General features: G+C 61.8%; 14 protein-coding genes. 5 read left to right on the top strand and 9 right to left on the bottom strand.

All coding sequences use genetic code 11. The annotated features are described in order from the left end of the window. Entirely contained in the window at window positions 1-894 is an 894-nt protein-coding gene (locus tag BV071_RS00440; protein ID WP_081885685.1) for an alpha/beta hydrolase-fold protein, read from the bottom strand. Window positions 895-1,035: 141 nt separating this feature from the next. Beyond that, window positions 1,036-4,956: a hypothetical protein gene (locus BV071_RS00435; RefSeq protein ID WP_035600576.1), complete on the bottom strand. Its 3,921-nt coding sequence runs from the start codon at window positions 4,954-4,956 to the stop codon at window positions 1,036-1,038. Window positions 4,957-5,517: 561 nt separating this feature from the next. Between BV071_RS00435 and BV071_RS00430 the strand changes: the two genes are divergently transcribed. Both BV071_RS00430 and BV071_RS00425 read left to right on the top strand, forming a co-directional pair. Beyond that, a complete protein-coding gene (locus BV071_RS00430; protein ID WP_265593892.1) occupies window positions 5,518-6,726 on the top strand; it encodes an alpha/beta hydrolase-fold protein in 1,209 nt (402 codons plus the stop codon). 13 nt (window positions 6,727-6,739) lie between these two features. After that, entirely contained in the window at window positions 6,740-7,879 is a 1,140-nt protein-coding gene (locus BV071_RS00425) for an endo-1,4-beta-xylanase (protein ID WP_035600574.1), read from the top strand. A 229-nt stretch (window positions 7,880-8,108) separates the two neighbouring features. Here BV071_RS00425 and BV071_RS00420 read toward each other — a convergent pair whose 3' ends face one another. The 4 genes from BV071_RS00420 to BV071_RS32230 form a co-directional block, all read right to left on the bottom strand. Further along, a complete protein-coding gene (locus BV071_RS00420) occupies window positions 8,109-9,710 on the bottom strand; it encodes a glycoside hydrolase family 43 protein (protein WP_035600571.1) in 1,602 nt (533 codons plus the stop codon). A 41-nt stretch (window positions 9,711-9,751) separates the two neighbouring features. After that, complete coding sequence (locus BV071_RS00415; protein WP_265593891.1) at window positions 9,752-10,795, bottom strand: LacI family DNA-binding transcriptional regulator; 1,044 nt, start codon at window positions 10,793-10,795, stop codon at window positions 9,752-9,754. Between the two features lie 158 nt (window positions 10,796-10,953). Further along, complete coding sequence (locus BV071_RS00410) at window positions 10,954-12,468, bottom strand: MFS transporter (protein WP_035600566.1); 1,515 nt, start codon at window positions 12,466-12,468, stop codon at window positions 10,954-10,956. Window positions 12,469-12,501: 33 nt separating this feature from the next. After that, complete coding sequence (locus BV071_RS32230; RefSeq protein ID WP_052572694.1) at window positions 12,502-15,972, bottom strand: PVC-type heme-binding CxxCH protein; 3,471 nt, start codon at window positions 15,970-15,972, stop codon at window positions 12,502-12,504. Between the two features lie 156 nt (window positions 15,973-16,128). Here BV071_RS32230 and BV071_RS00400 point away from each other — a divergent pair, with 156 nt between their 5' ends. Next, the gene (locus tag BV071_RS00400; RefSeq protein WP_035600563.1) at window positions 16,129-17,415 is read left to right on the top strand and encodes a Gfo/Idh/MocA family oxidoreductase; all 1,287 of its coding nucleotides are present in this window, start codon (window positions 16,129-16,131) and stop codon (window positions 17,413-17,415) included. 6 nt (window positions 17,416-17,421) lie between these two features. Here the strand turns inward: BV071_RS00400 and BV071_RS00395 are convergent, their stop codons facing one another. Both BV071_RS00395 and BV071_RS00390 read right to left on the bottom strand, forming a co-directional pair. Continuing rightward, window positions 17,422-19,353: a YjhG/YagF family D-xylonate dehydratase gene (locus BV071_RS00395; protein WP_035600559.1), complete on the bottom strand. Its 1,932-nt coding sequence runs from the start codon at window positions 19,351-19,353 to the stop codon at window positions 17,422-17,424. A 21-nt stretch (window positions 19,354-19,374) separates the two neighbouring features. Further along, entirely contained in the window at window positions 19,375-20,211 is an 837-nt protein-coding gene (locus tag BV071_RS00390; protein WP_035600558.1) for a fumarylacetoacetate hydrolase family protein, read from the bottom strand. A gap of 95 nt (window positions 20,212-20,306) precedes the next feature. Here BV071_RS00390 and BV071_RS00385 point away from each other — a divergent pair, with 95 nt between their 5' ends. Both BV071_RS00385 and BV071_RS00380 read left to right on the top strand, forming a co-directional pair. Continuing rightward, window positions 20,307-21,722, top strand: coding sequence for an MFS transporter (locus BV071_RS00385; protein ID WP_052572693.1), 1,416 nt, complete (start codon window positions 20,307-20,309; stop codon window positions 21,720-21,722). A gap of 531 nt (window positions 21,723-22,253) precedes the next feature. Next, the gene (locus BV071_RS00380; RefSeq protein WP_035600556.1) at window positions 22,254-22,556 is read left to right on the top strand and encodes an antibiotic biosynthesis monooxygenase; all 303 of its coding nucleotides are present in this window, start codon (window positions 22,254-22,256) and stop codon (window positions 22,554-22,556) included. Between the two features lie 468 nt (window positions 22,557-23,024). Here BV071_RS00380 and BV071_RS32225 read toward each other — a convergent pair whose 3' ends face one another. Continuing rightward, window positions 23,025-26,606 (bottom strand): PAS domain S-box protein, encoded by a 3,582-nt coding sequence (locus BV071_RS32225; RefSeq protein WP_052572692.1) that lies wholly within the window; start codon window positions 26,604-26,606, stop codon window positions 23,025-23,027. Window positions 26,607-26,886 lie beyond the last annotated feature (280 nt).

Here is a 26,886-nt window from a genome sequence, read left to right as displayed (position 1 = left end):
TCAGCGGTTCTCAGGAAACATGATCTGTGCGGTCTGGTGAAGGTAGCGCCGCCAGTTCCGCCACTCGTGACCGTCGGAACTGAGAGTGGAGAAGGTACGAATGCCGTGTTCGTTGAAAACAGCCAGGGTTTTCATGCTATTGAGGTAAGCGATGTCAGTCTCTCCAACACCGAAATAGACCGGCATGCGGAAACGTCGGCTGCTTGCAGGATCGGAAAGCAAGGGGCTGATGTTCTGCTTGAAGGCAGGCAGCATTTCCGGCCAATAGCCCGAGCTGAAAACGTAAAGCTCCCCGAAGGTGTCAAGGTGAGTAAGACCGGTATTGAGTGTTACAAAGCCGCCCATGGATAGACCGGCAACTGCCCGGGCCTCCCGCTCTGGACGGGTCCGGTAGTGGCCATCCACGAAGGGAAGGATGCTCTCAAGATACTCTCTCGTGCAGGCATCGTCTTCTCCCGGCTTCGGCGGCGTGCCGCTCACCAACTTACCGGTGTCTGGCATGGCGATGATCATCGGGCGCGCCCTTCCTTCCGCGATGAGATTGTCGAGAATACGATGGGCGAAGCCGCTCTCGATCCAGTGGCTGTCGTTCTCTCCGCCGCCATGGTTGAGGTAGAGCACCGGATATCGGAGCATGCTATTTGCGTCGTAGTCCGGCGGCAGATAGAGGTGCATGCGCTTCTCCACGCCGTCCGGGTTCTTGTAGTGGACGACCTCCACCTTTCCGTGAGGGACGTCCTTTTCTGCATAGAAGGAGGAGTCGTCCGGCCCGGCAAGGGCGGGCAGGATGGGCACAGGATTCCCAGGATCGGGCGTCTGAAAGCGACCGTTGGGGCTAGCTTGGGCGAGCACCACGCCGGGCGCGTAAAGAAGCAAAGCTAAAAGCGATCTCATGGTTGATGGAATTGCGGCTCTAAGCTGCGGGAAGGAAGAGTGCGGGTCCGGACAGACTCCGGACCCGCATGTGGATATTTCAGCGTCGCGGCGCTGCTGGTTCAAATTTCATCGTGGCCTTCTCTAATCATTTGGAGTGGTTCAGGGCCTTGTTCCCGTTAGCTGCCCGAAAAGCTTGCGACCGACCGCATTCGACTTGGGCAACTGAACCTTGATCAAGTCGTAGTCGGTAGTGCTTCCTCCGTCTTCAGTCACGGTCACAATCACACCGTTTGCATTTGGGCCCGAGCTCACTGGGCCGATCGACACGACGTTCCAAGAGGCTAGATTTGTCCCCCAGCGGAAACTCAAGGTCGAATCAGTCTCGGAGAGATCATAGCGCTCGAAGGTGAAGATCAGGTTGGTGGCATCCTGGGTAAGACTCACCAGACTGCCGTTCGACGTCAGCGGATTGCCATGCAACTGATACTCCAGGACATTGTTGTAGGCATCGCTGTCCGGATTGGCTTCCGCCCCGTCGTTCACCCCGGTGCTCAACCCCGCTGAAGACACCCATGCCGCATAGCCGACGATGGTTCCGGTGAAGCTGAGAACCCCGGTGGATTCGTCGAACACGTAGTTGCCATCGCCGCTGGTCCAGTGCCGCGATCCTGGCGCTCCCGCACCCGCCGTGAAGCCCCCGGCGACCGCGGCCGAATCAACCACGGTGAAACCGGATTGATAGGTCGGGACAATGGTGAGGAGATTCCATGCGGCCCCTGTCGATGGGACCACCGCACTGAGATCGATCTTCAGCGTTCCCGCCAGGTTCAGAGTGCCAGTGCCACCGATCGAGTTGCTCACTCCAGTCGCACTGGGACGCAGATTATAGACGCTGGCCGTCCCGGGACTGAGTGCCCCGTTCACGATCAGGCTCGCGGTCGGGTTCAGCGTGAGATCGCCGGTCCAGTCGTTGGCCGCATTGTTGAAGCGGACCTGATGGACTACGGTGGCATTGCCATTCAGGGTCAGATCGCCGCTGCCCGAGAACTTGGCGGCCACGATGAGGTCTCCATTGTCGGCAAACAGCGTGGACGGATCGACCGTCAGGATCGTGCCGGCCATGGTGATGGGCTGTCCTGCATCCTCGCCATTGCGAACCGTCACCCCGTCGAAGATGTAGTTCGCTTGCGCGATGCTATTCCCGCCCTTCAGCAGGAACTGGCTTTCGGCAAGTGCCAGGCGAGCCCCCGCAAACACGGTGGTCTGGTTCGCCACGTTCGGCGTGCGGAGTGTCAGGCCGGTGGTGACCAGATAGCTCTTCCCGGCCACCGGGGCCAAGGCTCCCGGCCAGTTGGTGCCGGCGTTGAAAGAGGTAGCGCCAAAGCCGTCCGTAGCTGCGAGCAGGACGCCATCGTAGAAGTTGTCGTCGTTGACGTCCTTGAAGTCATTGCCATCCACCGGGCTGGTGCCATCCGCAAATTCCTCCGCATTGGTGGCGCCGTCCGGCTCGTAGTCCTGGGATGGGACCACGATGTTCAGATAGTTCGCGCCCACCAGCGGCTGGAAGTAGTGGAACTCCCAGTAGTCCGGCAGCCCGTCACCCGCGCCGCTGTTCTCCGTATCGCGGCCAGAGAATTCGTCGATGGGACTAAAGCCACCCTGGAACTCCTGGAGGTCGTTGTCGAAGTCGCCGTCAGCATTGGAATTCACGCCACCCGGCCGCAAGGTCGAGTCCGCGGTCGTGAGGTTGGTGAACCAATCGATCTCCCATCCATCGGAGATGCCGTCGCCATCGGTGTCGGGACTGGAATTCCGGTTGCTGGGATTGGTGCCATAGACTTCCTCGGATTCGTTGTCGGCGAAGTCATTGTCGGGATCGTCCGTGCCGGTCTGAAGCAGGTTGTTGAAGTACTGCCGCTCCCACGCATCGGCGAGCTGGTCCTTGTCGCTATCCGCGGCGGTCGAAAGCGCGTCATTCGGATTGGTCTCGTTGGCCAACTCCAGGTCGTCGGTTTCTCCGTCACCGTCTTTGTCCGCTCCCACGGCTGCGGTGGTCAGATTGTTGAAGCGGGCCATTTCCCATGCGTCGGGGAAGCCATCGGCATCGCTGTCCGCACGGTCGGTGTTGTCCGGGCCGAGCAGTTGGAAGAGCTCGCGCTCGGTCTCACCCAGCGCGCCTTTCCAGATGCGCACCTCGTCGTAGGTAGCGGAGGCCGTGGCATCCGCATACAAGGAACGACCCAAGGTGCAGGCCGTATCGATCAGCGCCCTCAAATCCGTGCCAGCGCCCGTATTGAAGGTCCCCTTGGCCCCGTAGAGCGGGTGGCCGGTCGCTTGGCTGCCACTGGCAGGTGCCGAGTACCAGGTGACTTGCGCACCCGTGGTGATCGCGCCATTGGTGAAGACCGCCGGGACGATGGTCATCACGATATGAAAGGGCACGCCCGCGACATACGGCGAATTGGCGGGCGCAAACGAAGCAGCAGGCTCCCAGCCCACTTGATCGAGACCAATGGTCGTCCCTTGGCTCCAGGTCATGCGCAGGGACTCATTCGGACCGGGATTCGTATTGTCGTTGACCCCGAAGTCAAAGATGCGGCTCCAGCTCTGGACGGCATCTTGGGTTGCCCACAGTTCGATCGTGACCGGCATCACTCCTCCCGACTGCAGACCGCTTAGAAGATTCGCGCCAAGCACCAAGTAGTCGCTCGAGGCCTTGGCTCCTCCCGTCAGATGAACGCTGGTGAGATCCTGGGTGGACGAGAGTCCGGCGTTTGCCGGGGCGTCATTGGCGACCTGCGCGGTGCTGCCTCCCACCGAATCGCTTAGATTGCCCGTAAAGCTCCAGCGATGAGCCAAGGCCGACTTGCCAGGGGACCATGCCGCATTCCGAGGATCCGTTCCGGCCCGGAATTCCTGGAGGTTGGTGTAACCGTCCGCATCGGGATTCGCGGCCGAGTCATCACTGCCGACGACCAAGCCCTTGGCGCTCTCCCAAGCGTCGCACATCAAGTCATGGTCGGTATCGGGCCAGCTGCTTGAACTGGTAGGCGAGGTGCCAGCCGTGATCTCGGCTTGGTTGGTGGCGTAGTCGCCGTCGTAGTCACCGCCCGGGGTCTGGCTGAGGTTGCCGAAGTTGGCCATCTCGATGGCGTCCGAGAAGCCGTCACCATCGACATCGCCCGGCACCGAGGCGGGGTTGGTGGGATCCGAGCTGTTCACGCCGCCGTTGAACTCGGCGAAGTCGCTGCGGCCGTCGCCATCCCAGTCGCCCGATCCATTGCCGGAGCCAGTCGGGCTGGTGATCAAGCCGTTCAACTGGTTCAAAGTGGTGATTGCATCCCAGCCGAGCTCCCAGACATCGGTAAGCCCGTCGTCATCCAGATCCGGATCGCCGAATTGGGAGAAGGCCAGCGCGACTTCCCCATCGGCCCCGGCGGACCAGCCCAGTGCCTTGGCTCCGGCAGGACCGGAGAAGCCATAGCCGCGGCACAAGGCACCGCCACCAATGCCCCCGTTGATGTCGAAGATCGCGGCATTCGCGGAGGAGATGATCGATGTTCCGGCGGGGATCGTACCCGCGCCGTTGCTGTTGTTGATGCCCTTGAAGTTGAGAACGAACTTGTCCGCCCCGGTGGTCGTGATGGAGGCACCCGTGCCGGAATCGATCGCGGCGGCACCACCGCTCGTATCGACGCCACCCAGTTCATACACGAAGATCCCCGCGGCGGGTGCTCCGGCCCCACCAATCGTGCAGGTGATGGCCACGGACGATGGCGCGGGCTGGGGCAGGATGTAGCAGGCGGTGGAGGTCCGGCCATTCACAGCGAACTTGGTGGCGGCAGTCCCGGCGAAGGTGACGCCGGAGGCGGCCGTTCCGTTGTCGCTGTAGTATCCCACCACTAGCACCTTGGCGCTCGATGGGTTTGCCAAGGTATAGGTGTAGTTCGAGGTGCCGGGATTGGTGGCGTTACTATTGGTAATCACGCTCCCGGTCCCATTGACCGTGACTTGGGCCGTGAGGGAGGAGGCAAGTGCCAAGGACAAGGCCGTGGCGACGGTTCGCGGTCGGATCTTCATGGGTTGCGGGTTTGCGGTTGAAATTCTCGCCAGGAGGTATTTTCGCTTCATTGGGTTTGCTTGATCGGAATCGGCGGGCAGGGGCCGGAGAGGATAATTATACGTTTAATTAAGTGGAGGGAATTTCGCTTGGATGAGACAGGAGCCAGAGGCCCTCCACCAATGGAGGGCAAGAGAGGATGCTCAGGTTTGCCAAGGTTTAGGCACCCGCCATCCCATCAGGAGGGTTCGATTAATTCGACGTTTAATGTATCCACATTCCCGCTGTCTAGAACAAATCGACAAATTGTATGACAGGCCACCACAAGGCTGGATTTCATCACAAAAAGGTTGGTTTCTCCGTACCTCGTCCGCTGGAATTCTCCTCCTCGCCGTCTTGGATCGCCCGTTGTCGCCGCCGGCTAACAGAAGTAAGGGTGATGCCGCATTCGCCCGAAAGACCGGAGCGCAACCTTGCGAATATTAATCGGTTAATCTGACACTGGATCACGAGCGGAGGAGCGGTCGCCACTGCGCCCCTTCCCCCGCTCTCATGGACCACTCCACCATCTCACCAAACTCATGAAACTGAATCTCACGACTCTCCTCGGCAGCGCCTTCGGGCTGCTTGCCTCCCTTGCTAGCGGCGCCGACATCGCCGGTCCTTGGAGCGCCCGCTTTCAAGGACCGCGTGGCGAACTCAATTATCAATTCACCTTCCAAACCGAGGGCGGCAAGCTGAGCGGCAAAGCGGTCTCCGAGATGGGCGGCCGGACCCGGGAAACAGAACTGCAGGACGGCAAGATCGAAGGCGACACCCTGAGCTTCGTGGAGGTTCTCAACTTCCAGGACAACGACATCCGCATCACCTACACCGGTAAGATCGCCGACGACGGCATCTCCTTCACCCGCCAAGCCGGTGACTTCGGCAAAAGCGACTTCAAGGCCACCCGTGGGAAAGCCAATGAGCTTCCCGATCCGCGCGCCGCGCTCAATCGCCAGGTGGTCCTCGGGCCCGACGACAAGCCGGCCTACGAGCCACCGCCCTCCGGCTTCAACGCCAGGAAGGCCGATGTGCCCCACGGCAAGCTGGAGATCATCGAATACGATTCCAAGACCGTGGGCACCAAGCGCAAGATGCAGGTCTACACCCCGCCCGGCTACACGAAGGACAGCAAGTATCCCGTGCTCTACCTCCTTCACGGCATCGGCGGCGACGAAACCGAGTGGCAACGCTTCGTGGACGTCGGCTCGCTGCTCGACAACCTGATCGCGGAGAAGAAGGCCGTCCCCATGATCGTGGTGATGCCGAACGGCCGCGCACAGGCGAATGACCGGCCGGAAGGCAACATTTATGCCGCGGGCCCGGCCTTCGCGAACTTCGAACGCGACTTGTTAGACGATGTCATCCCTGCGATCGACTCCCGCTATGCCACTGCCTCCGACCGCGAGCAACGGGCGCTGGCCGGCTTGTCCATGGGTGGCGGACAAACGCTGAACTTCGGTCTCGGTCATCTGGATCGCTTCGCCTGGATCGGCGCCTTCTCCCCCGCCCCGAACACCAAGCCGGCGGCCGAACTGGTTCCCGATGCTGAAGCCGCGAAGAAGCAGCTGAAGCTGCTGGTGCTGACCTGCGGCAACAAGGACGGACTCATCAACATCAGCCAAGGCGTGCACGCCTACCTCAAGGAGAAGAAGGTCCCCCACGTCTGGCACGTCGATGGCTTGGGCCACGACGCCACCCACTGGAGCCACTCGCTCTACTACTTCGCGCAAAAGGTCTTCCGCTGAACCGCTCCGAACCATGAACTTTCGATCCCACACGGCGCTGCTTCTACTCGCCGCCGCCACCAGCCTCCCCCACCCCGCGCACGCCGCGGAACCCACTCTCCGCGGCGTCTTCGAAAAGGACTTCCTGGTCGGCGTCGCCCTGAGTTCCGGAACGATCACCGGCCGCAATCCGAAGGCCGCCGAACTCGCCGCCACGCAATTCTCCGCCATCACGCCGGAGAACGAGACCAAGTGGCAGTCCATCCATCCCCAGCCGGACCAGTATCGCTTCGAATCCGCCGATGCCTACGTCAGCTTCGCCAAGGAGCACAAGATGGAGCTCATCGGCCACACCCTGGTCTGGCACAGCCAGACCCCGGGCTGGGTCTTCCAGGGTGAGGATGGCAAGCCGCCCACCCGCGAAGTGCTGCTCAAGCGCATGCACGATCACATCCAGACCGTGGTTGGCCGCTACAAGGGCAAGGTCAAAGACTGGGACGTGGTCAACGAAGCCCTCTCCGACGGCGGCCCCGAACTCCTGCGCGACTCGCCTTGGCGGAAGATCATCGGCGATGACTTCATCGACCTCGCCTTCCGCTACGCTCACGAGGCCGACCCCAAGGCCGAACTCTACTACAACGACTACGGCCTCGAGAGCGAACGCAAGCGCGCCAACAGTGTGAAGCTGCTGAAGGGCCTGCTGGACCGAGGCGTCCCGATCACCGGCGTGGGCACCCAGTCCCACTTCCACCTGAATCAACCGCCGGTCGCGGATATTGAGAAGACCATCAAGGACTTCTCAGCACTGGGCCTGAAGGTGATGGTCACCGAGCTTGATGTCGACGTGCTGCCCGGACGCGGCAACTTCGGGAATGCCGATGTGAACCGCCGCGAACAGGGCGACGCCACTCTCAATCCCTACACCGCCGGTCTCCCGGAGGATATGCAGAAGAAGCTGGCGGAGCGCTATGCCGAGATCTTCGACGTCTATCTGCGCCATCGGAAGGCCATCACACGCGTGACCTTTTGGGGTCTCAGCGATGGGCAGACCTGGCTCAACGGCTTCCCGATCCGCGGTCGCACCAATTATCCCCTGCTCTTCGACCGCGAGCTCAAGCCAAAGCCGGCCTTCGAGGCGCTGATCAAGAAAGGCAGCGAGAAGCGCACACCCTGATCGTCCCGGCAAATACTGTCCCCACCTGTTGTTAATAAATCGTTTAATTTCCCCTTGCTGCAACGCGCGACATGCTATGAATTCAACACTGATCCGGGTGGTTCTGGATCCGGGTGCTCATTCAAGTGAGCGTCCATCCCTGCAGGAAAAAGCGAGTGGTCGCTGCGGTTTACAACGGGTTCCCGCGGCGACCACGCGTCCTCCCAGGCGGCAGTGCATCAGCCCCCTCTCAAGCATGCTCCCGGTAGAGGAAACAGGAGAAGTCCGCCGGATGGCAGCTCCCGCTGATGTCCTGGCAGCACATGCCGACAAAGGCCCCGGTGAAGCCGAGATGCGCATAGTCATCGGAGAGGATCGCAGCGTTCAGCACGGGACCGATCTTCTCCCATCCCGTATCCCCCGCCGAGAATTCAAACTGCAGCGCCGCGCCCCGCAGCGTGAGGCGCATGCCGATCGGTCCTGTCGCAGGCACCGGTACATCCTCTGGTAAAACTTCGCTGCTGCTCGCGTCATCGGTCGCGATGATGTTGAGCGTGCGTCCCAGCTCCTCGTCGAGGCTGAGCCGGAGATAGTAGTGATTCTCCGTATCGTAGTAGGCGATCAAGCCTGCCATCTGTTGGAAGTTGAGCGGATCGAATTCCACCACGGTTTCCGCTGTGACGTCGAAAGATTGCACCCGGCGCGCGATCAAGCTCTGCCGGAATGTGCTGACCGTCGGCTCCATGCCCTTCAGCCGCAGGTAACCCGGCCGCTCGCCAAGACTGCACCAGTCCGGAGTAATAGCCTGACGGAGGCTCTGGAAGTTGAGGTCGAGTTGCGGATGATCGAAAAGCCCGCTCCACTCCGGCGTCTCCAGCTTCAGCTCGGGCATGCCAGCAGGCCCCTTCACGCTCATGCTGGGCACCGTTCCTCCCTGTTCGAGGTAGAGCCAGTCGTCCACGCCCCACACGCACTTCTGGATCGCGGTCTCGCGGCCCAGCGTGCAGTGCTTCCCGTCGATGGGCCGACCGCAGAGGTGGGCCAGGTACCACTCGCCCATCGGCGTCTCCACCAGCGAAGCGTGGCCGGCCTTCTGCAGCTCCACCCGCGGATCCTGGGAAGCATCGAGGAGGTGCGTGTGAGGATGCAGCTCATAGGGCCCATCGATCGCCCGTGAGCGTGCGAGCGTGGCCGCATGCGCATACTGGGTGCCGCCCTCCGCGGTCAGCAGGTAATACCAGCCGTTGCGCTTGTAGAGATGCGGGCCTTCCACCAGACCGCGTTCGGTGCCCTTGAAGATGTTCCTCACCGGCCCGATCAGCGACTGAGTCCGCGGGCAGAACTCTTGGAGCAAGATGCCGGCGAAGCGGTTGTTCTGCTTGCGGTGATCCCACAGCATGTTGACCAGCCACTTGCGACCATCCTCATCGTGATAGAGCGAAGGATCGAAGCCGCTGCTGTTCAGGAATACCGGTTCGGACCAAGGCCCTTCAATCGACTCTGCGGTCACCAGGTAGTTGCGGGCGATCTTGTAGGGCACCCGCTTCCAGTACTTCACATCGGTATAGATCAGGTAAAAGAGCCCGTCCGCATGGCTGAGGCAAGGGGCCCAGATCCCTCCGGAGTCCGGATTACCCAGCATGTCGAGCTGGCTCACCCGGTCCAGCGGACGGGTCAGCAGCCGCCAGTTCACCAGATCCCGCGAGTGATGGATCTGAACCCCGGGAAACCACTCGAAGGTCGAGGTAGCAATGTAGAAATCCTCCCCCACCCTCAGGATCGAAGGATCGGGATTGAAGCCCTTGAGCACGGGATTCCGGATCGTGGCGGTGGATGAAAGCGGCGTAGCCATGAAATCGATAAAACGTTTTATTTCAGCTCAAAAAGAAGGGCTCAGGTCGTCTTACCGAGGATCAAGGTGGGCCGATAGGCCACGGAAGGCAGCACCGTCTCGGGACCACCCTTTACCAGCTTGAATGCCATCTCACCGGCCTTTTTGCCCATCTCGTAGGAGGGAATCTGCATGGTCGTCAGCTGCTGCCAGGCAGACAACGAAGCATAGTCGCCGTTGAAGCCGGCGATCGCAAGATCGCGCGGCACCCGCACACGGTGATTGTAAGCGGCGCGTCCCACCATGTTCGCCAGATCGTCATCGTAGGCGATCACCGCATCGTGGCGGCGGATCTCTTTCCAGACCTCCGCCGTGAGTTCCACGTCGGCGCCAATGACCGCCTTCGTGACGACCGCCAGGATCGTGGGCTCAAGCTTGGCCTTGCGCATCTCCTTACGGTAGCCGGCTTCGCGGTCGGCAGCACTGTGGTGCATCTTTTTGATCGGAGCCCCGCCTTCGAGCTGGCGGTGCAGGAAGCAGATCTTGCGATAGCCTTTCCCAAGCAGATGGCGGGTCAATTCCGCGCCCGCCCACTGGTCCTCCACGTAAACCGAATTCGTCTCGTGGCGGTCGTTGAGGAAGATCACCGGCAGACGCGCCGCCACCACCCGCTCATAGATCTGTCGTGCCAGGTTGCTATAGCTCTCGATCACAAGCGCATCGAGGTTGCGCTCGCTGAAAACCGTCGGCATTGCCTTGGAAATGTCATCAATGCTGACCGGCAGCCGGATCAGGGTAATCCGCGAGCCTTGGCCCTCCGCAATGTCGTGAACCCCGGCCAGGTAGCCGGTCGGCGAGTTGGCGAAGAGCCCGGTCTTCGCCGTGAAGTAGCCGATCGTGTCAAAGCTGTTGGAGCGGATCGAGCGCGCGCCCGCATGCGGCTGGTAGTTTAGTTCACCGGCGATGCGCTTGACCTTGTCGATCGTCTCCTTCTGGAGCTTGATGTTCGACGTCGGATGCGGCCTCAGCGCCTGAGATACCGCGGCCGTGCTCAGGCCCGCGGCATGGGCAATGTCCTTGATCGTGGCTCGTCGGGGCAGGCTCATCGGTCTCGTTCTCGCGCCGCGGGCGGCAGGGCCGGATAACTCGGCGCGACGCAGCGGAAAATACCGGCGGAAGCCCAACAGGTCCAGCACTCGTCCCGGAATCAAGGACGCTTTCGACGGGAAGGAGTCCATCGCGCGCGATTTCAAGACAGGCATCATCACGCGGCCTCCTCCAGACCGGGTCCGACGTCCGTAGCCCGGCGGGCTTCAAGTTCTGCTGCCATCCGCTGCTCCACGGCCTTCGAGATAGGATAAAACAGCATGCAGATCACCCCGACGCCGAAGAAGGCTCCGGAGTAAATCCCCACCAGCAGACGGATGCCGTGCTGGACCTCCGGCAGGTGGGCGCTCTCCGGCGCGTAGCCGTAGAAGGCCAGCAGCCAGCCCGCCAGCGCCCCACCGATCCCCAGACCGGCCTTCAGCGCGAATACCATCCCGGCAAACACGAAACCCGTGGAGCGCCGGTGGTTCTTCCACTCGCTCCAGTCGGCGGTGTCGGCAATCATCGCCCACAGTAGTGGGATGGTCGGCCCGTAGCACATGCTGGTCAGCACCGTCAGCAGAAACATCAGCGGCACATCCTGCGGCGCCAAGAAATAGACCATGCCCTGGAATACGGCCGCGCCGGCGAGCCCCCCGACAAAGACCAGCTTCTTGCCGAAGGTTCGCGCCAAGGGCTTGGCTGCCACTACCCCGGCGATGTTCACAAGCGAGCCGGTCATGTTGAACAAGCTGATGCCGATCGCCGTCGGCGCATCACCCGGCTTGAGGATCAGCCCGAAGGTATCGAGGATCTTGAAGCCCCAGCTTGGCTGAGCCAGCGCTGCCGGCGTGGCGAAGAGCCCCGCACCTTCGAGGAAGCTACGCAGGGCCTCCGGATCCATGTAGTACTTCACGTGCAGGTAACTCGCATTCCCGCGCAGGGCTAGGGTGATGAAGACGAACAAGGTCATCCCGAACATCGCCAGCCAGGGGCGGTTGCCGGCGATGTCACGGAAGTCGCGCACCAAGTCCGGCTTCTGGTCCGGCGGCGGATGCACCCGCTCCTTCACGCTCAGGAAGGTGATCACGAAGAAGACCAGCGAGACCGCCGCGAAGATGCCGACCGTGACCGACCATCCCCGCGCGGGATCACCGCCACCGAACTTCGCAACCAGCGGCAAGGTGAAGCCCTGCACGATGAAGGCCGCGCACATCGCCGCGAAGAAGCGGTAGGACGAGAGGCTGGTGCGCTCCATCCCATCGCCGGTCATCACGCCGTTCAGCGCGGAGTAAGGTACATTATTGACGCTATAAACCACCATCAGCAGCGCATAGGTGAGGAAGGCATACGCGTAGCGCCCCGATGCACCCATTCCAGAGGGCACCGTGAAGGCCGCCCAGAACAGCAAGGCAAAGGGAATGGCCGACCACAGCAGCCAGGGACGGAACTTCCCCCAGCGGTGATTCGTGCGATCGGCGATCGCACCCACGATCGGATCGATGATGGCATCGCTGAAGCGCACGAGCAGCAGCATGGTGCCCATGGCCGCCGCGCTGATGCCCATCACATCAATGTAGAACGCCGTGGGGAAGGCGATGAAGATCTGGAACACGAAGTTCGCCGAAGCATCGCCAAAACTGTAGCCGGCCTTCTCCCTGAAGCTGAGCTTGCCGCTGGATTGCGAGGACATGGGCAGAGGTCCGCGGTGAAGGTTGATCCCGTATCAACGGCCCAGCTCGCCGGCCGTCCAAGGCGCACTGCGATCCTTGTGCTTGTCCCGGACTTCCTTCACCTGAGCCGGCGTCACCGCAGCCGCGTCGTTCGACCAGCTTTGGCGGACATAAGTCAGCACGTCCGCGACCTTCTGGTCGTCCAGGTCGGTGTGGGCGGGCATCACGCCGTTGAAATCATGGCCCAGCACCTTCACTGGCCCTTGCAAGCCGCCGGTGACGATCCGGATCGGCAGCGAGGGATCGCCCGTGGCCCAGTCCGAACCATCGAGCGGTGGGAAGGCGCCTTCCAAGCCTGCACCGGTCGGCTGGTGGCAGGCCACGCAGGTCATGCCATAGATCTCCCCGCCGCGCTTGTGGACCTCGGGATCGGGCGCGAACTTCTTCTTGGAAGCGGCGGTCCCGGCGCTATCCGCCTTTGCGGCCAACTCGGAAAGGAGGCCCTTTGCGCCACTGGCACCGGGGATCTCGGTGAGCGAAATGTCATCGTAAATCACCGTGCCGCTGGCCCCGCCGAAGGCCCCAATCAGGCAGTGGACCAGCAATCGCGTGCGGTCTCCCGTCTCGAGCTCGGTAGAGACATTGGTCCAATCCGAGTCGCCCTTCACGTAGTTGCTGCGGTCGCCGCCTTCGACAAAGAGCATGGTCCCCAGACCTTCCCCGACCGGCTTGAGGTTCACCGTCTTCACCCAGGCGGAGAGACGATAGCGCGTGGCCAGCTTGACCCGCAGGTTCACTACAGCCCCGCCGTCGACGACCTTGTTAGAGGAAAGCACCAACCCCGGCGTGCCATTGCGGCCCTCCGGCGTGCTGGCCACCTCGAAGGGCGTGCCATCGCCATAGACTCGCACTTCGCCCCAGCCGGTCGGCTTGCCTTCGGAAACCTCGTTGAAGCCCGGATTCGGCATCAGGTTCGGCATCTCCCGCTGCTCGCTCGCCTCACCGGTGTAACCGGCCGCCTTGGTCGCCGCGGTCACGCTGGCGGCATGCCGGTTCGCGGCGATCTGCCAGGCGTCCTTGAGCACAACCTCATCGGTGATGCGCGACTCCTCCTTGGTAATGAGCTGGAACAAGGCCTCGCCAAGTTCCTTGTCCAAGGGCAGCCGCGAAAGCGACACCAGCACCTCCGCCAGTTCTCGGTCACCCGCGACCTTCACCGTGCCGCCGCTCACATAGGCCTCCTTGAGCTGCGGCGGCGTCGCAACCTTGATCCCGGCTCGCTGCACCGCCCGGACATCCGACTTCAAAGCCGCGGCCACCGTGGCCGGCTCGATCACGGCGAGTCCGGCAAGTGCATACACCGCATGGGCCGAGCCACGGCTACCGGCAGCAGCCAGGCCCTTGAGCTTCTCAGCCAGTTCCTTCTTGCCACCTTCGACGATCAGTCGCTGCGCGTGGAGACGCCACAGGAGATTCGGATGATCCAGGGCAGCTATAAGCGTCTCCGGATGCTCGGCATCCAGGCCGGGGTTCGCGTCATCATAGCTGCCCTTGGGATAGATCCGGTAAACGCGGCCATACTGGGTGTCGCGCAGCGGCGTCTCGTAGGCGTTGCCCTTGCCTGTTTTCGCATCCATTCCGGAGGAGCTTACATTTGGCGTCGGGTTGTGCTGGATGATCAGGTTGTACCAGTCGCAGATCCACATCGCACCATCCGGACCGACTTCGGCACAGACCGGACCCGACCAAGCGTCGGCGCTGTTGTAGAGGTTGTTGAAACGCTGGGCTGCCTTGTAGCCGGATCCCGTGCGCGTCACATCAAAGGTCCCCACCAGCTTGCCGGTGGCCTCCGTGACAAAGGCCGTCTTCTCGCGCCAGGCTTCTGGGAAGCGCCCCGCGGTGTAGAAGGCATGGCCGGCCCCGGCGGTGTAGCGCTCGTGTTGATCCACCTGCCGGATGTCGGCGGAGCTTGGGTTGAAGATCGGATTATCGTCCGCCCGTGGGGTGCGCGGGGCACGTCGCCCGGCGGCCGCATAGGCTGCTTCCGGATGCGTCAGGTAGAAGGACGGATTGCCATTCGCCGTGGAGCCCATGATGTCGAAGTCCGAGGTCATCCCGAGTCCCCAAGTGTTGTTCGTCGTCGGTTGGAGGTATTCGAGTTCGGAGCCGTCCGGCTTGAAGCGGAACACGCCTTGGCTGAACTGGTACTGCTTGCCGCCGACACTGCCGCGGAAGCCGGAGTAGCCTACGGTGGCGTAGATCCAGCCATCGTGGCCATAGCGCAGGTTCGAGACGCCCGCGTGCGTATCCCCCATACCGAAGCCGCTGAACAGCACCGTGCGCACATCGGCCTTGTCGTCGCCATCCGTGTCCTTGAGGAAGAGCATCTCGCTGCCGTTGGTGCAGATCACCCCGCCATTCGCGAAAACCAGCGAGGTCGGGATTGAAAGCTTGTCCACGAAGGTCGTGAACTTGTCGGCGCGGCAGTCCTTGTCGCTGTCCTCGGCGATGATAATCTTGTCGTTGCCCAGGTTCCCCGCGTGCAGGTTGTTCGGATAGTCGACGGTCTGGATGATGAAGGCGCGGCCCTTGTGATCCCAGTTTACGAAGATCGGGTTCACGATGTCCGGCTCGGCCGCGAACAGTGAGAGCTCGAAGCCCGCGGGCACCTGCGCCAGCTTCATCGAGTCCTCTGCGGACAGCGGCTTCTGCGCCTTGGTGATGAGCTCGCGCTTTACATAGCCGGGAAGCTTCACCTCCTGCTCTTCCAGCTTGGGCAACTGGAGCGCCTGGAGCACTTGCTGCTTTTCCGATCCCACACTCCACAGGATCGCGCGCTTGATCAGTTCACGGAAGGCGGGCTGATCCCAGACCCGATGGTCATGGCCCGCGGCGGTGTAGAACACCCTCCCCTTCCCCTGCTGGCGGATCCAGGTCCACGGCTCGCCCTCGCGCTTCTCCAGGATCGTGCGGTCGTCGCCCTGCTGGTCGTGAACATAGCTTTCATCCCATGCCTCGAAGCCACCGTAGCCGCGCATAATCTCATGCTCCGGGCTCTCGTTCGAAACGCGGAAGACACCGCCGCCATGGCTCTTGAAGCGCCCGCCGACCAACTTGATGAAGTCCGGCGAGCCACCGTAGCAGGCCGATGCGCAGTGGATCGGCAGGAAGGCACCGCCCTTCTCGACGTAGTCTTCAAGCGCCTTGAGCTGCTCCGCAGGCATCGGTCCGCCCTGCGCCCAGTTCCCGTACATGAGCACCGCGTCGTACTTCGCGAGCGTGTCTGCATTCAGTGCCTCAGCAGGATTCTCGCTGTAGGAGAAATCGATTCCCTCGGTGCCGAGGTAACGCTTGATCACGCGGTAACGGGTCACCGGATCATGACCCGGCCCATTCGCCGTGGGAGCTCCGAAGAACAGCACCTCAAGGCGGCGAGCCTCGGGCTTGGGAGTGACCATCGGTTGGGCCAACAGCGCCCCAAGGACGGCCAGTGGCAGGAGGGAGATGAGACGGATGGCGCGCATAGGAGCGATTCGCAAAGGGTTTTGCCGGCACGACACTTGCGCCGGGCTGGCGACATTTGCTGCCCGTCCGGACGTCCGGATGCAAGTTTAAATTAATCGGTTAATTTTCCGCTCGTCTTCGACGTCACCCTTCGCCCAAGTTGTAGCCCTACCGCTATGACCACGCTCCAACGCCGCTCCTTCCTCGGCACCACCGCTGCCGCGGCCGCCTTCACCGCACTGCGCTCCCAAGCCGCCGATTCACCCGCCGCACCGCCTCTGAAGTTGGGTCTCATCGGCTGCGGCTGGTGGGGTTTGATCGACGCTCGCGCGGCATTGAAAGCCGGCGGCGTGGAGATCATCGCGCTCTGCGATGTCGACAGCGATCACCTCGCGAAGGCCGCGGATGAAATCGACAAGCTTCAGGGCAGCCGCCCTAAAATCTTCAAGGCCTACGAGGAATTGCTCGATGCCGAAGGCTTGAAAGCCGTGATCATCGCCACCCCGCCACAGTGGCATGCCCTGCCCTTCATCGCCGCCTGCAGCAAGGGCCTCGACATCTACTGCGAGAAGCCGCTGGCCTACGATATCCGCGAAGGCCGCGCGATGGTCGATGCCGCGCGCAAGGCTGGCAACATCGTGCAAATCGGCTTCCAGCGCCGCCACGCCACCGGTTTCGCCAATGCCCGCAAGTACATCCAGGAAGGCAAAGCCGGACGCATCATCTCCGCCGAGGCACAGATCCACTATACCCCGGCAACCCCCGATCCCTCGCCCGTCGATCCGCCGGCCAGCCTCGACTGGAACCAGTGGTGCGGCCCCGCGCCGCTGATCCCCTACAGCCCCGCAGTGGGCCACATGAACTGGCGCCTGGAGAAGACCACCGGCCAAGGTCACCTCGTCGACTGGGGGGTGCACCTCATCGACAATGCCCGCTGGATCCTCGGCTTGGGCGCGCCCAGCGCCGTCACTGCTGCCGGCGGCCTCCATCACCTCAAGGGCAAGATCACAACGCCGGATCTTCTAACAGTCCATTTCGAGTTCGATAACTTCCCGCTCACCTGGCATCAGCGCATCTGGGGCGCCCAGGACTTCGATCCCTCCACCTCGAACGGCATCTTCCTCTACGGCGAGAAGGAAACCGTCTTCTGCACCGACAATAAATGGATTGTCATGCCGCGCGGCCGCGATCCCAAGCCGCAGGTCCAGGAGAGCATGAACGACTCCAGCGCGGATCACCTCGCGGACTTCCTGCTGGCCGTGCGCGAGCGCCGCCAGCCCGCCTGCCGGATCGAAGAGGGCTTCCTCTCCACCACCGCCGTGAAGCTGGCTATGATCTCCTACGATACCGGCTCCCGCATCGCCTGGGATGCCAAGAGCGAACAGATCAGCGGCAATCCCGAAGCCTCCAAGCTACTGAAGCGCGAGTATCGCGCCCCGTGGAAGCATCCTTTCCAAGGCTGATTCCCTTCACCGCGATTCGGCTGTTAGGCCGAGCTCCAGCAGATGCGCGATCCGATCCACATCATAGACACAGCCGGCCCAGCTGCCGCCGCTGGCGTTCTGCAGTGCGGACCACAAGCGGGTGTCCGCCGGCAAGTGGGGATGCGGCTGGAGCTCGGGATGGATTCTCCGGGAAGCCAGCTCCTCCGCCGTGAGCGAGACCACATCGACCGAACCCTCAAGCGTCTTGGTATCGATCCTCAGGCGGATCCGGTCGCCGTCGCGCAGTTTGCCGATCGGCCCGCCGGCCCACGCCTCGGGACTGACATGACCGATGCAGGCACCGGTAGAGACCCCGGAGAAGCGGCCATCCGTGATCAGTGCGATCCTCTGGCCATCCTTCACATGCTTGAGCGCGGAGGTGACCTGATAGGTCTCCGGCATGCCGCAACCCGGGCCAATCCCGGCCAAGACCATGACCTCACCCGGGTTCAAAAGTCCCGCCTTGATAGCCTCAATCGCCCCGCTTTCGCTGGTAAAGACCCGGGCCGGTCCCTCGTGAAGGAAGACCCCATCCGCCCCGATCAGATCCGGGGCTATAGCGGTGCTCTTCACCAGCGCACCTTCCGGAGCAAGGTTGCCACGCAGGAAAGTTACCGTGCTGCTCAGCCCGCGATCACGGGCGCAAGCGGCGGACATGATCACATCCCCCCGGTCGATGCCATCGAGGATCCGCAGCTTTTCCTTCAAGCGGACACGGCGCTCGCTCTTCTCCCACCACTCCAGGTTCTCGCCCAGAGTCATTCCAGTCACACTTCGGGCATCGAGCTTCAGCAAGCCCAAGTCGCGCAGGTGGAGCATCGCTTCCGGGACACCACCGGCCAGATAGACTTGCACGGTGGCGAAGTGGCGTGGGCCGTTCGGCAGCGAATCGACCAGGCGCGGAACGCTCCGATTGATGCGCGCCCAATCGTCCACCGTCGGCCGTGGCAAGCCAGCGGCATGTGCAATGGCCGGGACATGCAGCACGAGATTGGTGGACCCACCGAAGGCCGCATGGCAGACCATCGCATTGTGGATCGAATCAGCGGTGAGGATCTCGCGACCTCTCGTGCCCGCGGCATCCAGCGCCATGAGGGCGCGGGCCGAGCGGCGGGCGACATCGCGCCAGATCGCGGAACCAGAAGGAGCCAGCGCGGCATGCGGCAAGGCGAGGCCGAGTGCTTCCGCCACGACTTGGCTCGTGGCGGCTGTGCCCATGAATTGGCAACCACCGCCGGGCGAACCGCAGGCCTTGCAGCCCATTTCCGCGGCATGGTCGAGGGCGATCTCGCCACGGGCAAAGCGTGCCGCGAGGGTCTGGACCTTCGCGGTGTCCTCGGCTTCCTCGGCCAACAAGGTGACACCGCCCGGCACCAGCACCACGGGCAGATCCGGACTGCCAGCAAGCGCCATCAGCATCGCGGGCAAGCCCTTGTCACAAGTGGCCACGCCCAGCACCCCGCGCCGGGTGGGCAGCGAGCGGATCAGACGGCGCAACACGATAGCAGCATCGTTGCGATAGGGCAGGCTATCGAGCATGCCATGGGTGCCATTGGTGCGGCCGTCGCAGGGATCACTGACGTAACCGGCAAAGGGAATCGCCTTGGCCGTGGCAAACTCACGGGCCGCCTCCTCCATCAGCAAGCCGACTTCCCAGTGCCCGGTGTGGTAACCCAGCGCCACCGGCCTGCCATCGGCAGCACGGATGCCGCCCTGCGTGCTGAGGATCAGGAATTGCTTGCCGAGCATCGCTGCGGGCGACCAGCCCATGCCGGCATTCTGGGTCCAGCCGAAGAGCTCACCGCTCGACATCCCGCGCAGGCGTTCCGCGTCGAGCGGCAGGCTGCCGGAAGGACCGGGGGCGGTGGTCCGCAGCGTGTAAATCGCCTCATCGCCGGAATCGAAGATCGGGTTCATCGTCGCATGCAGATTGAAGACTCACGCGACCTTGTTCACCAGGGTGCCGATCGGAGCGATGGTGATGCGAACCTCATCACCCGACTGCAAGGTGAAAGAGTCCGGCGGCACGATGCCGGTGCCGGTCAGCAGATAGGCACCATGCGGAAAGCTGTTGTCACGGAAGAGGAAGCCGGCGAGTTCGGGAAAGGTCCGCTTGATCTGGCTCACACTGGTGGCGCCGGAGAATACGGCCGCGCCATCGCGGCGGATCTCCAGCTCGATGGCTGTCTCCGGTACCAGGATTTCATCGCATACGAGGAGGCAGGGGCCCAAGCCGGTGGAGCGGTCGTAGACCTTTGCCTGCGGCAGGTAGAGCGGGTTCTCGCCCTCGATGTCGCGCGAGCTCATGTCATTGCCCACCGTGTAGCCGAAGATCTTGCCCTCGCGGTTGATCGCCAGGGTCAGCTCCGGCTCGGGGACATTCCACTTCGAGTCGCCACGGATGCGCACATCCATGCCCGGACCTGCAACGCGGTGCGGGGTGCCCTTGAAGAACAGTTCCGGCCGCTCGGCGTTGTAAACCTTGTCGTAGAAGGTGCCGCCGCCCGCATCCTTGGATTCCTCCATGCGTGCGGTGCGGCTCCGCAGGTAAGTCACACCTGCCGCCCAGATCTCCTGGCTGCCGATCGGCGCCAGCGCTTGAGCGGGAAGCGTGCCCGCTTCGCCCGCATCCCAGGCCTTGCGGATCAGCGCAAGAGGATCGCTGGAAGTGAAGAGATCATCCATGCCAAGATCGCCGGCAGCGCGGCGAACCGTGCCGGCAGACTCCAGCACCAGCCCGATGGAATCGCAATAAACGCGGATCATAAGTTCCATCAGCAATGGACGATGGCATCGACTTGTCCAGCCATCCTTGTGGCAGATGACAAGGAATCAGCGCCGAACTCCTACGTTCATCGTATTTCCAAAACATGAATCCCTCCCCTGCCGCTGAATCATCCTCCGGCAACGACCGCCTGAGCACCCGCGAGTATGCGGGCTATGCACTCGGCGACACGGCATCGAACTTCTTCTTCCAGACCTTCAACATCTTCCTTACCTACTACTACGTGGATGTCTGGGGCATCCCCGCCGCCGTGCTGCTGTGGATGCTGCCGCTCATCCGCGGCGCCGATGCGATCGCCGACGTGGGCATGGGACTGCTCGCCGACCGCACTCAGACGCGCTGGGGAAAGTTCCGCCCTTACCTCTTGTGGGGCGCGATTCCCTATGGCCTCTGCGGATACCTGATGTTCGCCGCGCCGGACTTCGGCGAGCAAGGCAAGGTGATCTACGCCTACATCACCTACGGCCTGATGATGCTGAGCTACACGGTGATCAACGTCCCCTACTCCTCACTGCTCGGAGTCATCAGTCCCTCCTCGCGGACCCGCACCCAGGCCGCAACCTTCCGCTTCATCGGGGCCTTCGCCGGCGCCTTGCTGATCTCGCTCTTGGTGCGGCCTCTCGTGCGTGCGCTCGGTGGCGATGACGAGATCCAGGGATTCAAGTTCACCATGGCGATCTTCGCCACTCTGTCGGTGATCATGTTCCTGATCACCTTCGCCAGCACCCGCGAGCGCGTCACGCCACCACCGGGCCAGGAGAGCCATGCCCTGGGGGAGATCCGCGAACTGCTCCGCAACCGGCCATGGCTGATCCTGCTCCTCGCCTCGATCCTTTCGACCGCCTTCATCGCGCTGCGTTCCGGCAGCACCTTGTTCTATTTCAAGTATGTCGCCGGGGATGACGGCTCGTCGCTGCTGTGGGGCCTCGACCGCAGCACGATCTTCCTCACCGCGGGGGCCCTCGGGCTTTTACTAGGCACCGCCTGCCTCAGCCCGATCGCTCGGCGTGTCGACAAGAAGTACTATGCCGCGGGGCTGAGCATGATCACCGGCCTGTGCTTCGCCGCCTTCTACTTGGTCCCGTCGCATGCCTTCGGCCTCCAGATCGCCCTCAACCTCATCGCACAGTTTTGCGCCGGCCCGACCTCCGCCCTCACCTGGGCACTCTACGGCGATGTCGCGGACTACGGTGAATGGAAGTTCGGACGGCGCTCGACCGGCCTCGTTTACTCGGCCTCCCTGTTCTCGATCAAATCCGGGATCCTAGTCGGCGGCTTTCTCCTGCCCTTGTTCCTCGATCAATTCGGCTTCGTGCGGAACGCCTCGCAATCCGAGCAGGCGATGCTCGGGATCACGCTGGCCTTCACCCTTGTTCCGGGAGCGATCGCCTTGCTGAAGGGTATCACGCTGCTTCTCTACCCGCTTGACCAACGCCGCGTTGATGAAATTGAACGCGCGCTCGCTGCCCGCCGCTCGGCCGCCGAAGCTTCCATTCAATGAAGGCCTCTGCGTCTCCAAGCTGCCTTCTTCGCCCTTGGAGACGCGGTTCCATCACCGTGATCCGTTCATGCGTGGTATCACCTTAGAATCCACAGCAACGCCGAATTGATCCAATGCGCTGACGACAAGCCGTTTGTCTGCCTCTCCGCGCTATCCCCGGCAAGCGAAGCCTTAGCCGCAGGGATTTCCTTTGGGGAGATGGGCAGCATGAAATCAAACCGTGGCGGCTTATTCCTCCATAGCTCCGGCCCTCAGTAGCTCATACGCGTTTGATGAAAGATGGTTCCCCGGAGGGTGTTGAATTCGAGGTCAGCGACTTTGGAATCCGCAGGGAGCTTGCGCGCTTTAGGAACTCGAGAATCGATCGCCGATGGATAGCTGTCTCTCCCCTAAGCGCTACTCCAACCTCAATCCACAGTCGATGCTGCGGACAAGGAAAGGGGTTCGGTGCTGTTAGACATTGGGCAATGATCGAGATTTTTGAGCTAATTGCTTTTTTATCGGCGCGATGAGGATAGGGTGTCATCTACCATGGTAAAAGTAGCACTGTTCGTCCGGTTAGAAGCAAAGCCCGGAAAAGAAGAAGACGTTGAGACCTTCCTGAAGGGAGGTCTTCCCCTTGTTATGGATGAGCCCGCCACCACTGCGTGGTTTGGGATTCGTCTCGGACCCAGCACGTTTGGCATCTTCGATGCGTTTCCTGATGACACCGGTCGCCAAGCGCATCTCTCCGGAAAAGTAGCGGCGGCCTTGATGTCGAAGACCGAAGAACTATTCTCCAGCCCCCCCGTTATCGAAAAGATCGACGTCCTCGCAGCGAAGCTGCCTGAATAAAGAAGCCCGACCTGCCGAAGCAGCCGACTACCGCAGCCATGACGATCTATTCTGACCCCCGACACGCGCCTACTGCGGTCGTGTTTGATCTTTAAGGTCCCGGCGGTACCTAGCTATCAACAGCTCACTCGCACACCCACCACCTCCCCCGATCCCCACCACCACCGTCCCCGATGTGCGATGTAAGCCGGTGCCGCCCACAAACGGGGGCGTGCTCTGACCGAAAAATTTGTCGTGCTATCGCAAGAGGATCTGAGGGCTTGGGCCCGAACGCCCGGTTCTCCACCCGGCCAAGAACGACCGTGCGAATTCTCCGCACACACGGAGAATGGTCGTCATTCGCGCCGAAATTAACGTGTAGAGGCGCATACCCCGCCTTAGTGAAATGCGGGCAGGTTCAAGAAGACTCCAATTGCATATGACGTCCGGGATTGAAAGCTCTGAAAACGAGTGAGTGCTTTATCGCGGTCAGTGGTGATCTTGGGTCCGTCCGTCGTGCGGAGGAAGCTGCTCGATAGGTGAATTCTGTTCGGAACCGTACAGCCGGATTTTACAGCCGGGCCTCTGGACCGGCTGCTGGACTAGGGCCAGCACCTCCTGAAGGGCCCTGAGGATTTCTCCGGTGGTAAAGGGCTTGCGGAGGAAATGCTTCATACCCGCCTCTGTACATCGAGCCATCAGGTGCTGGTTTGGAGCCCCGCTGACACCGATGATCCGCGCATTAGGGCTCACCAACCTCAGGAACTGGACCAAAGCCGGCCCATCCATGCGCGGCATCATCATGTCCGCGATCACGACGTCAATGGTACCGCTTGAACGGGCGTAGAGGGCTACCGCTTCCTCCCCATCTGCGGCCGGAAGCACCGTGTAGCCAAATGCCTCAAGGGTTCGTTGGGTGATCTCACGGATCGTCTCCTCGTCGTCGACCACAAGAACGGTCTCCCCTTTGCCACGCGGGAGACCGGGAGCCATCCACCATGACGAGTCGTCCGGTGCCCCTTCCGCGGCTGGCAGGAAGACGCTGAAACGAGAGCCTCTGCCCTCCTCGCTATGAACCTTGATGAAGCCCCCATAGCTTTTCACGATTGCGAGCGACGTGGAGAGACCGAGGCCGGTCCCGCTGCCCACCTCCTTGGTCGTGAAAAACGGCTCGAAGATCTTCTCGACGGTGTCCTTCGACATGCCGCTCCCGTTATCCTCCACTTCGATGCATACATAGGCGCGGGGGTGTGCATCCATGATCGGGATCTCCGGATTCCCGTCACCCCGGATGTTTGTCACACGCACGGCGAGGCGCCCGCCCTCGCGCATGGCGTCCCTCGCATTGACAAGCAAGTTGAGTAGCACCTGGTGCAGTTGGGTTGAATCCGCCCGCAGAGGCTCGAGGTCGGTATTGGCATCAATCTCGATGTTGATGTTTTTCGGAAAGGTCTCTTCGGCGATCTTCACGACCTCCAGCGCTACCAATCCGAGGTCCACCTTGGTTCGCCGCCCCTCGACACCCCGAGCGAAGGTCAGCACTTGGTCCACCATGTCCGCGCCGCGACGGGTACTAACCCCGATCATCTCCAAAACCTGCTGTGCCCTCGGCTCCGGACTATAGCTTTTGAGCAGATCGATCGACATCATGATCGGGGCGAGGACGTTGTTGAGATCGTGAGCAATGCCTCCGGCTAAAGTGCCGATACTTTCCATCCGCTGGGCACGGAAGAACTGCTCCTCCAGCTTCTTGCGCTCGGTGATGTCGGTATTGATGGTGAGGATCGACTTGGTATTGCCGTGCTCGTCACGAACCGCGGTCCAGCGTCCTTCGACGGTGACGGTGCTGCCATCCCTTGTTTGCTGCTCGAGTTCGCCCGCCCACTCGCCGTTGGCGAGAGTCGACCTGGTCGCCCCTTGGAATACCGACAGATCCGGGAACATGAGGTCCGCGACCATTTTCCCGAGTGCCTCTTCCGCAGGCCAGCCATAGAGGCGCTCCGCCCCACGGTTCCAGAAAATGATCCTCTGCTCAAGATCGCACACTACGATGGCATCGTGTGCCTTGTCCAGCAGCGTGGCCTGCTCGCGGAGGCGCTCCTCGGCCTGCTTGCGCTTGGAAATGTCTTCGGCCACGCCCACCAGCCGGTAGTACTCGCCGCTTGAATCCTTTACCGGGAAAGCGCGATCGTGAATCCATCGCAGGGTCCCGTCGGGTCGAACGATTCGATATTCCTCATCATAGCTTCCGTCGGCCCGGCCTGCCATGAACGCGTCGCGCACGCGTCCCTGATCCTCCGGGTGGATCGACTCCAACCACGCGTACGGGGAGGAATAGAGGCTCTTTGGCTCTCGCCCCCAGATGGCCTCAAAGGCGGGACTGACATAAAGCACGCGCTGCTCAGCCGGATCCGCGACCCAGAAGACCTCACTAATATTCTCTGCAAGCTGGCGGAATTTCAACTCGGACTCTCTCCGCGCCTCTTCCGCCCCTTTCCGCTTCGTGATGTCGACAGCGGACCCGGCGAGGTGGGTGACCTTTCCAGTCGCATCGCGCAGCGGACAAAAGATCGCGTCAAGGGTGATCAGTCGGCCCCCCGCCACTTGCACCTTAAATTCCCCGCGAACCGTCTCTCCATCCGCCACGCGCAGCAGTACCGCCCTTAACTCCTCTCTGGCAGAGGGGGAGTGCTTCCACCAGTAGGAGTCGGCAAAGGGCTTTCCGAGCACATCCTCCCTGTGAAGGCCCGCCGCTTCCAGCGGTGCCCGGTTGACTTCTAGAACGACGCCATCGGTGGAAAACAGTCCTACGAAAGCAATCATCGAATCCAGAATGTCACGCCAGCGCGCTTGGGTCTCGCCGAGCCGTTCCTCGGCCAGCTTCCGCTCGGTGATATCCCGCCCGATGAATACCAGATTCGTTAAACGGCCTCGGGTATCCGAAATCGGCGCAATCTCTAGATCAAGCCAGAGCTTCTCACCGGTCTTGGTGCGGCTGACAAATTCCTCGCGCACCGGCCTGCGGGCTTTAAGCGCGGCCTCAATGCGACATTCCGCGGGCCCTGGAGTATCGGTGGACGCCAGAAAACGTGGGCTTCGACCAACGGCTTCCTCGCGGGTGTAGCCTGTCAGCTTCAGGAAGGCGTCATTCACAAAGAGTATCCGCGGTCCCGGTTCCTCCAGCAGCTCCGTCCCGGTGATGATGACTATGTCGTTGAGGCGCGAGACGCAGGTCTCCAAAGTCCGCAATTGCTCCTCCTTTTCGCGGCGGCGGGTGATGTCGCTAAGGGTCACCGTGAGCCCATCGGGCGCCGGAAACGCGCGTACTTCGAACCAAGCGTCGCTGCGTGAGCTGTAGGTCTCGAAGCAGACAGGGACCAGCTCCGTCGCGACATGGCGGAGGTGCTGGACGAAGCTGCTATCGGCTCCCGATTCCCAAGCTTCCCAGATTGCGTGGCGAAGCACCTTGTTGCACTGCCCCAGGAGTTGCTCCGCGCGGTCGTTCATAGACAAGACCCGGAACTCGTGATCAAGGGTCACAAAGGCATCACTAATGCTCTCGATAGTGCTCTGCAGGCGCTTTTGCGATAACCGTAGTTCCAACGTCGTCATGACCTGCCGCGCCAGGATGGAAAGCGCTTCGCCCTGTGCCTTTGATAGTTGCCGGGGCGTGTGGTCGAGAACGCAAAGGGTGCCGATCGGCACGCCTTCTCCTGACATCAAGCGGGCTCCCGCGTAGAAGCGCAGATACGGCGGCCCGGCAACATATCGATTGTTCTCAAAACGTGGATCAAGCGCGAGGTCTGGCACCACAAAGAGTCCCTTCTGCCGGATCGCATGCTCCGAGATGGAGGCGTCCAGATCCGATCCCCGCATCTCCAGCCCAATCACCGACTTGAAGTGCTGGTAGTCGCGATCTACCAGAGTAATGGTTCCGATAGGAGCTTCGCAGAATTGTGTGGCTAAGCGGGTAAAATCGTCCAAATCACCCTCATGCTGACTCCCCCTGAGATCATAGCGCGTAATAGCGCCCACTCGGGCGGGCTCGGGGTCCGGAGAATTTAGATCCATAGTGCAATCAAACCAAGGTCACCGCAGTAGTGCCGCGCCGGCTCGCACCCGAGCAGGGAATCAAACCCTGTCGAGTTAAATTAGATATCAACCGAATTCAGAAAGGACTTACCCGGAAGGAGATACGTAAAACTCCGAAGTTTCGCACAGTCGTTTGCTATGGCGTTTTGCGGAATTGCCATAGCCAGTCTCTTGGCTTTTCGGCGGCATCCGCCAGATGGCTTGCTGCCAGGATAGATTGATGCACAGATCGGCACTCTGGCACATCTGACCCAGAGAA

It is taken from the genome of Haloferula sp. BvORR071, from assembly GCF_000739615.1.
GTDB lineage: Bacteria > Verrucomicrobiota > Verrucomicrobiia > Verrucomicrobiales > Akkermansiaceae > Haloferula.
This window is presented reverse-complemented; position numbering and strand designations above follow the sequence as displayed.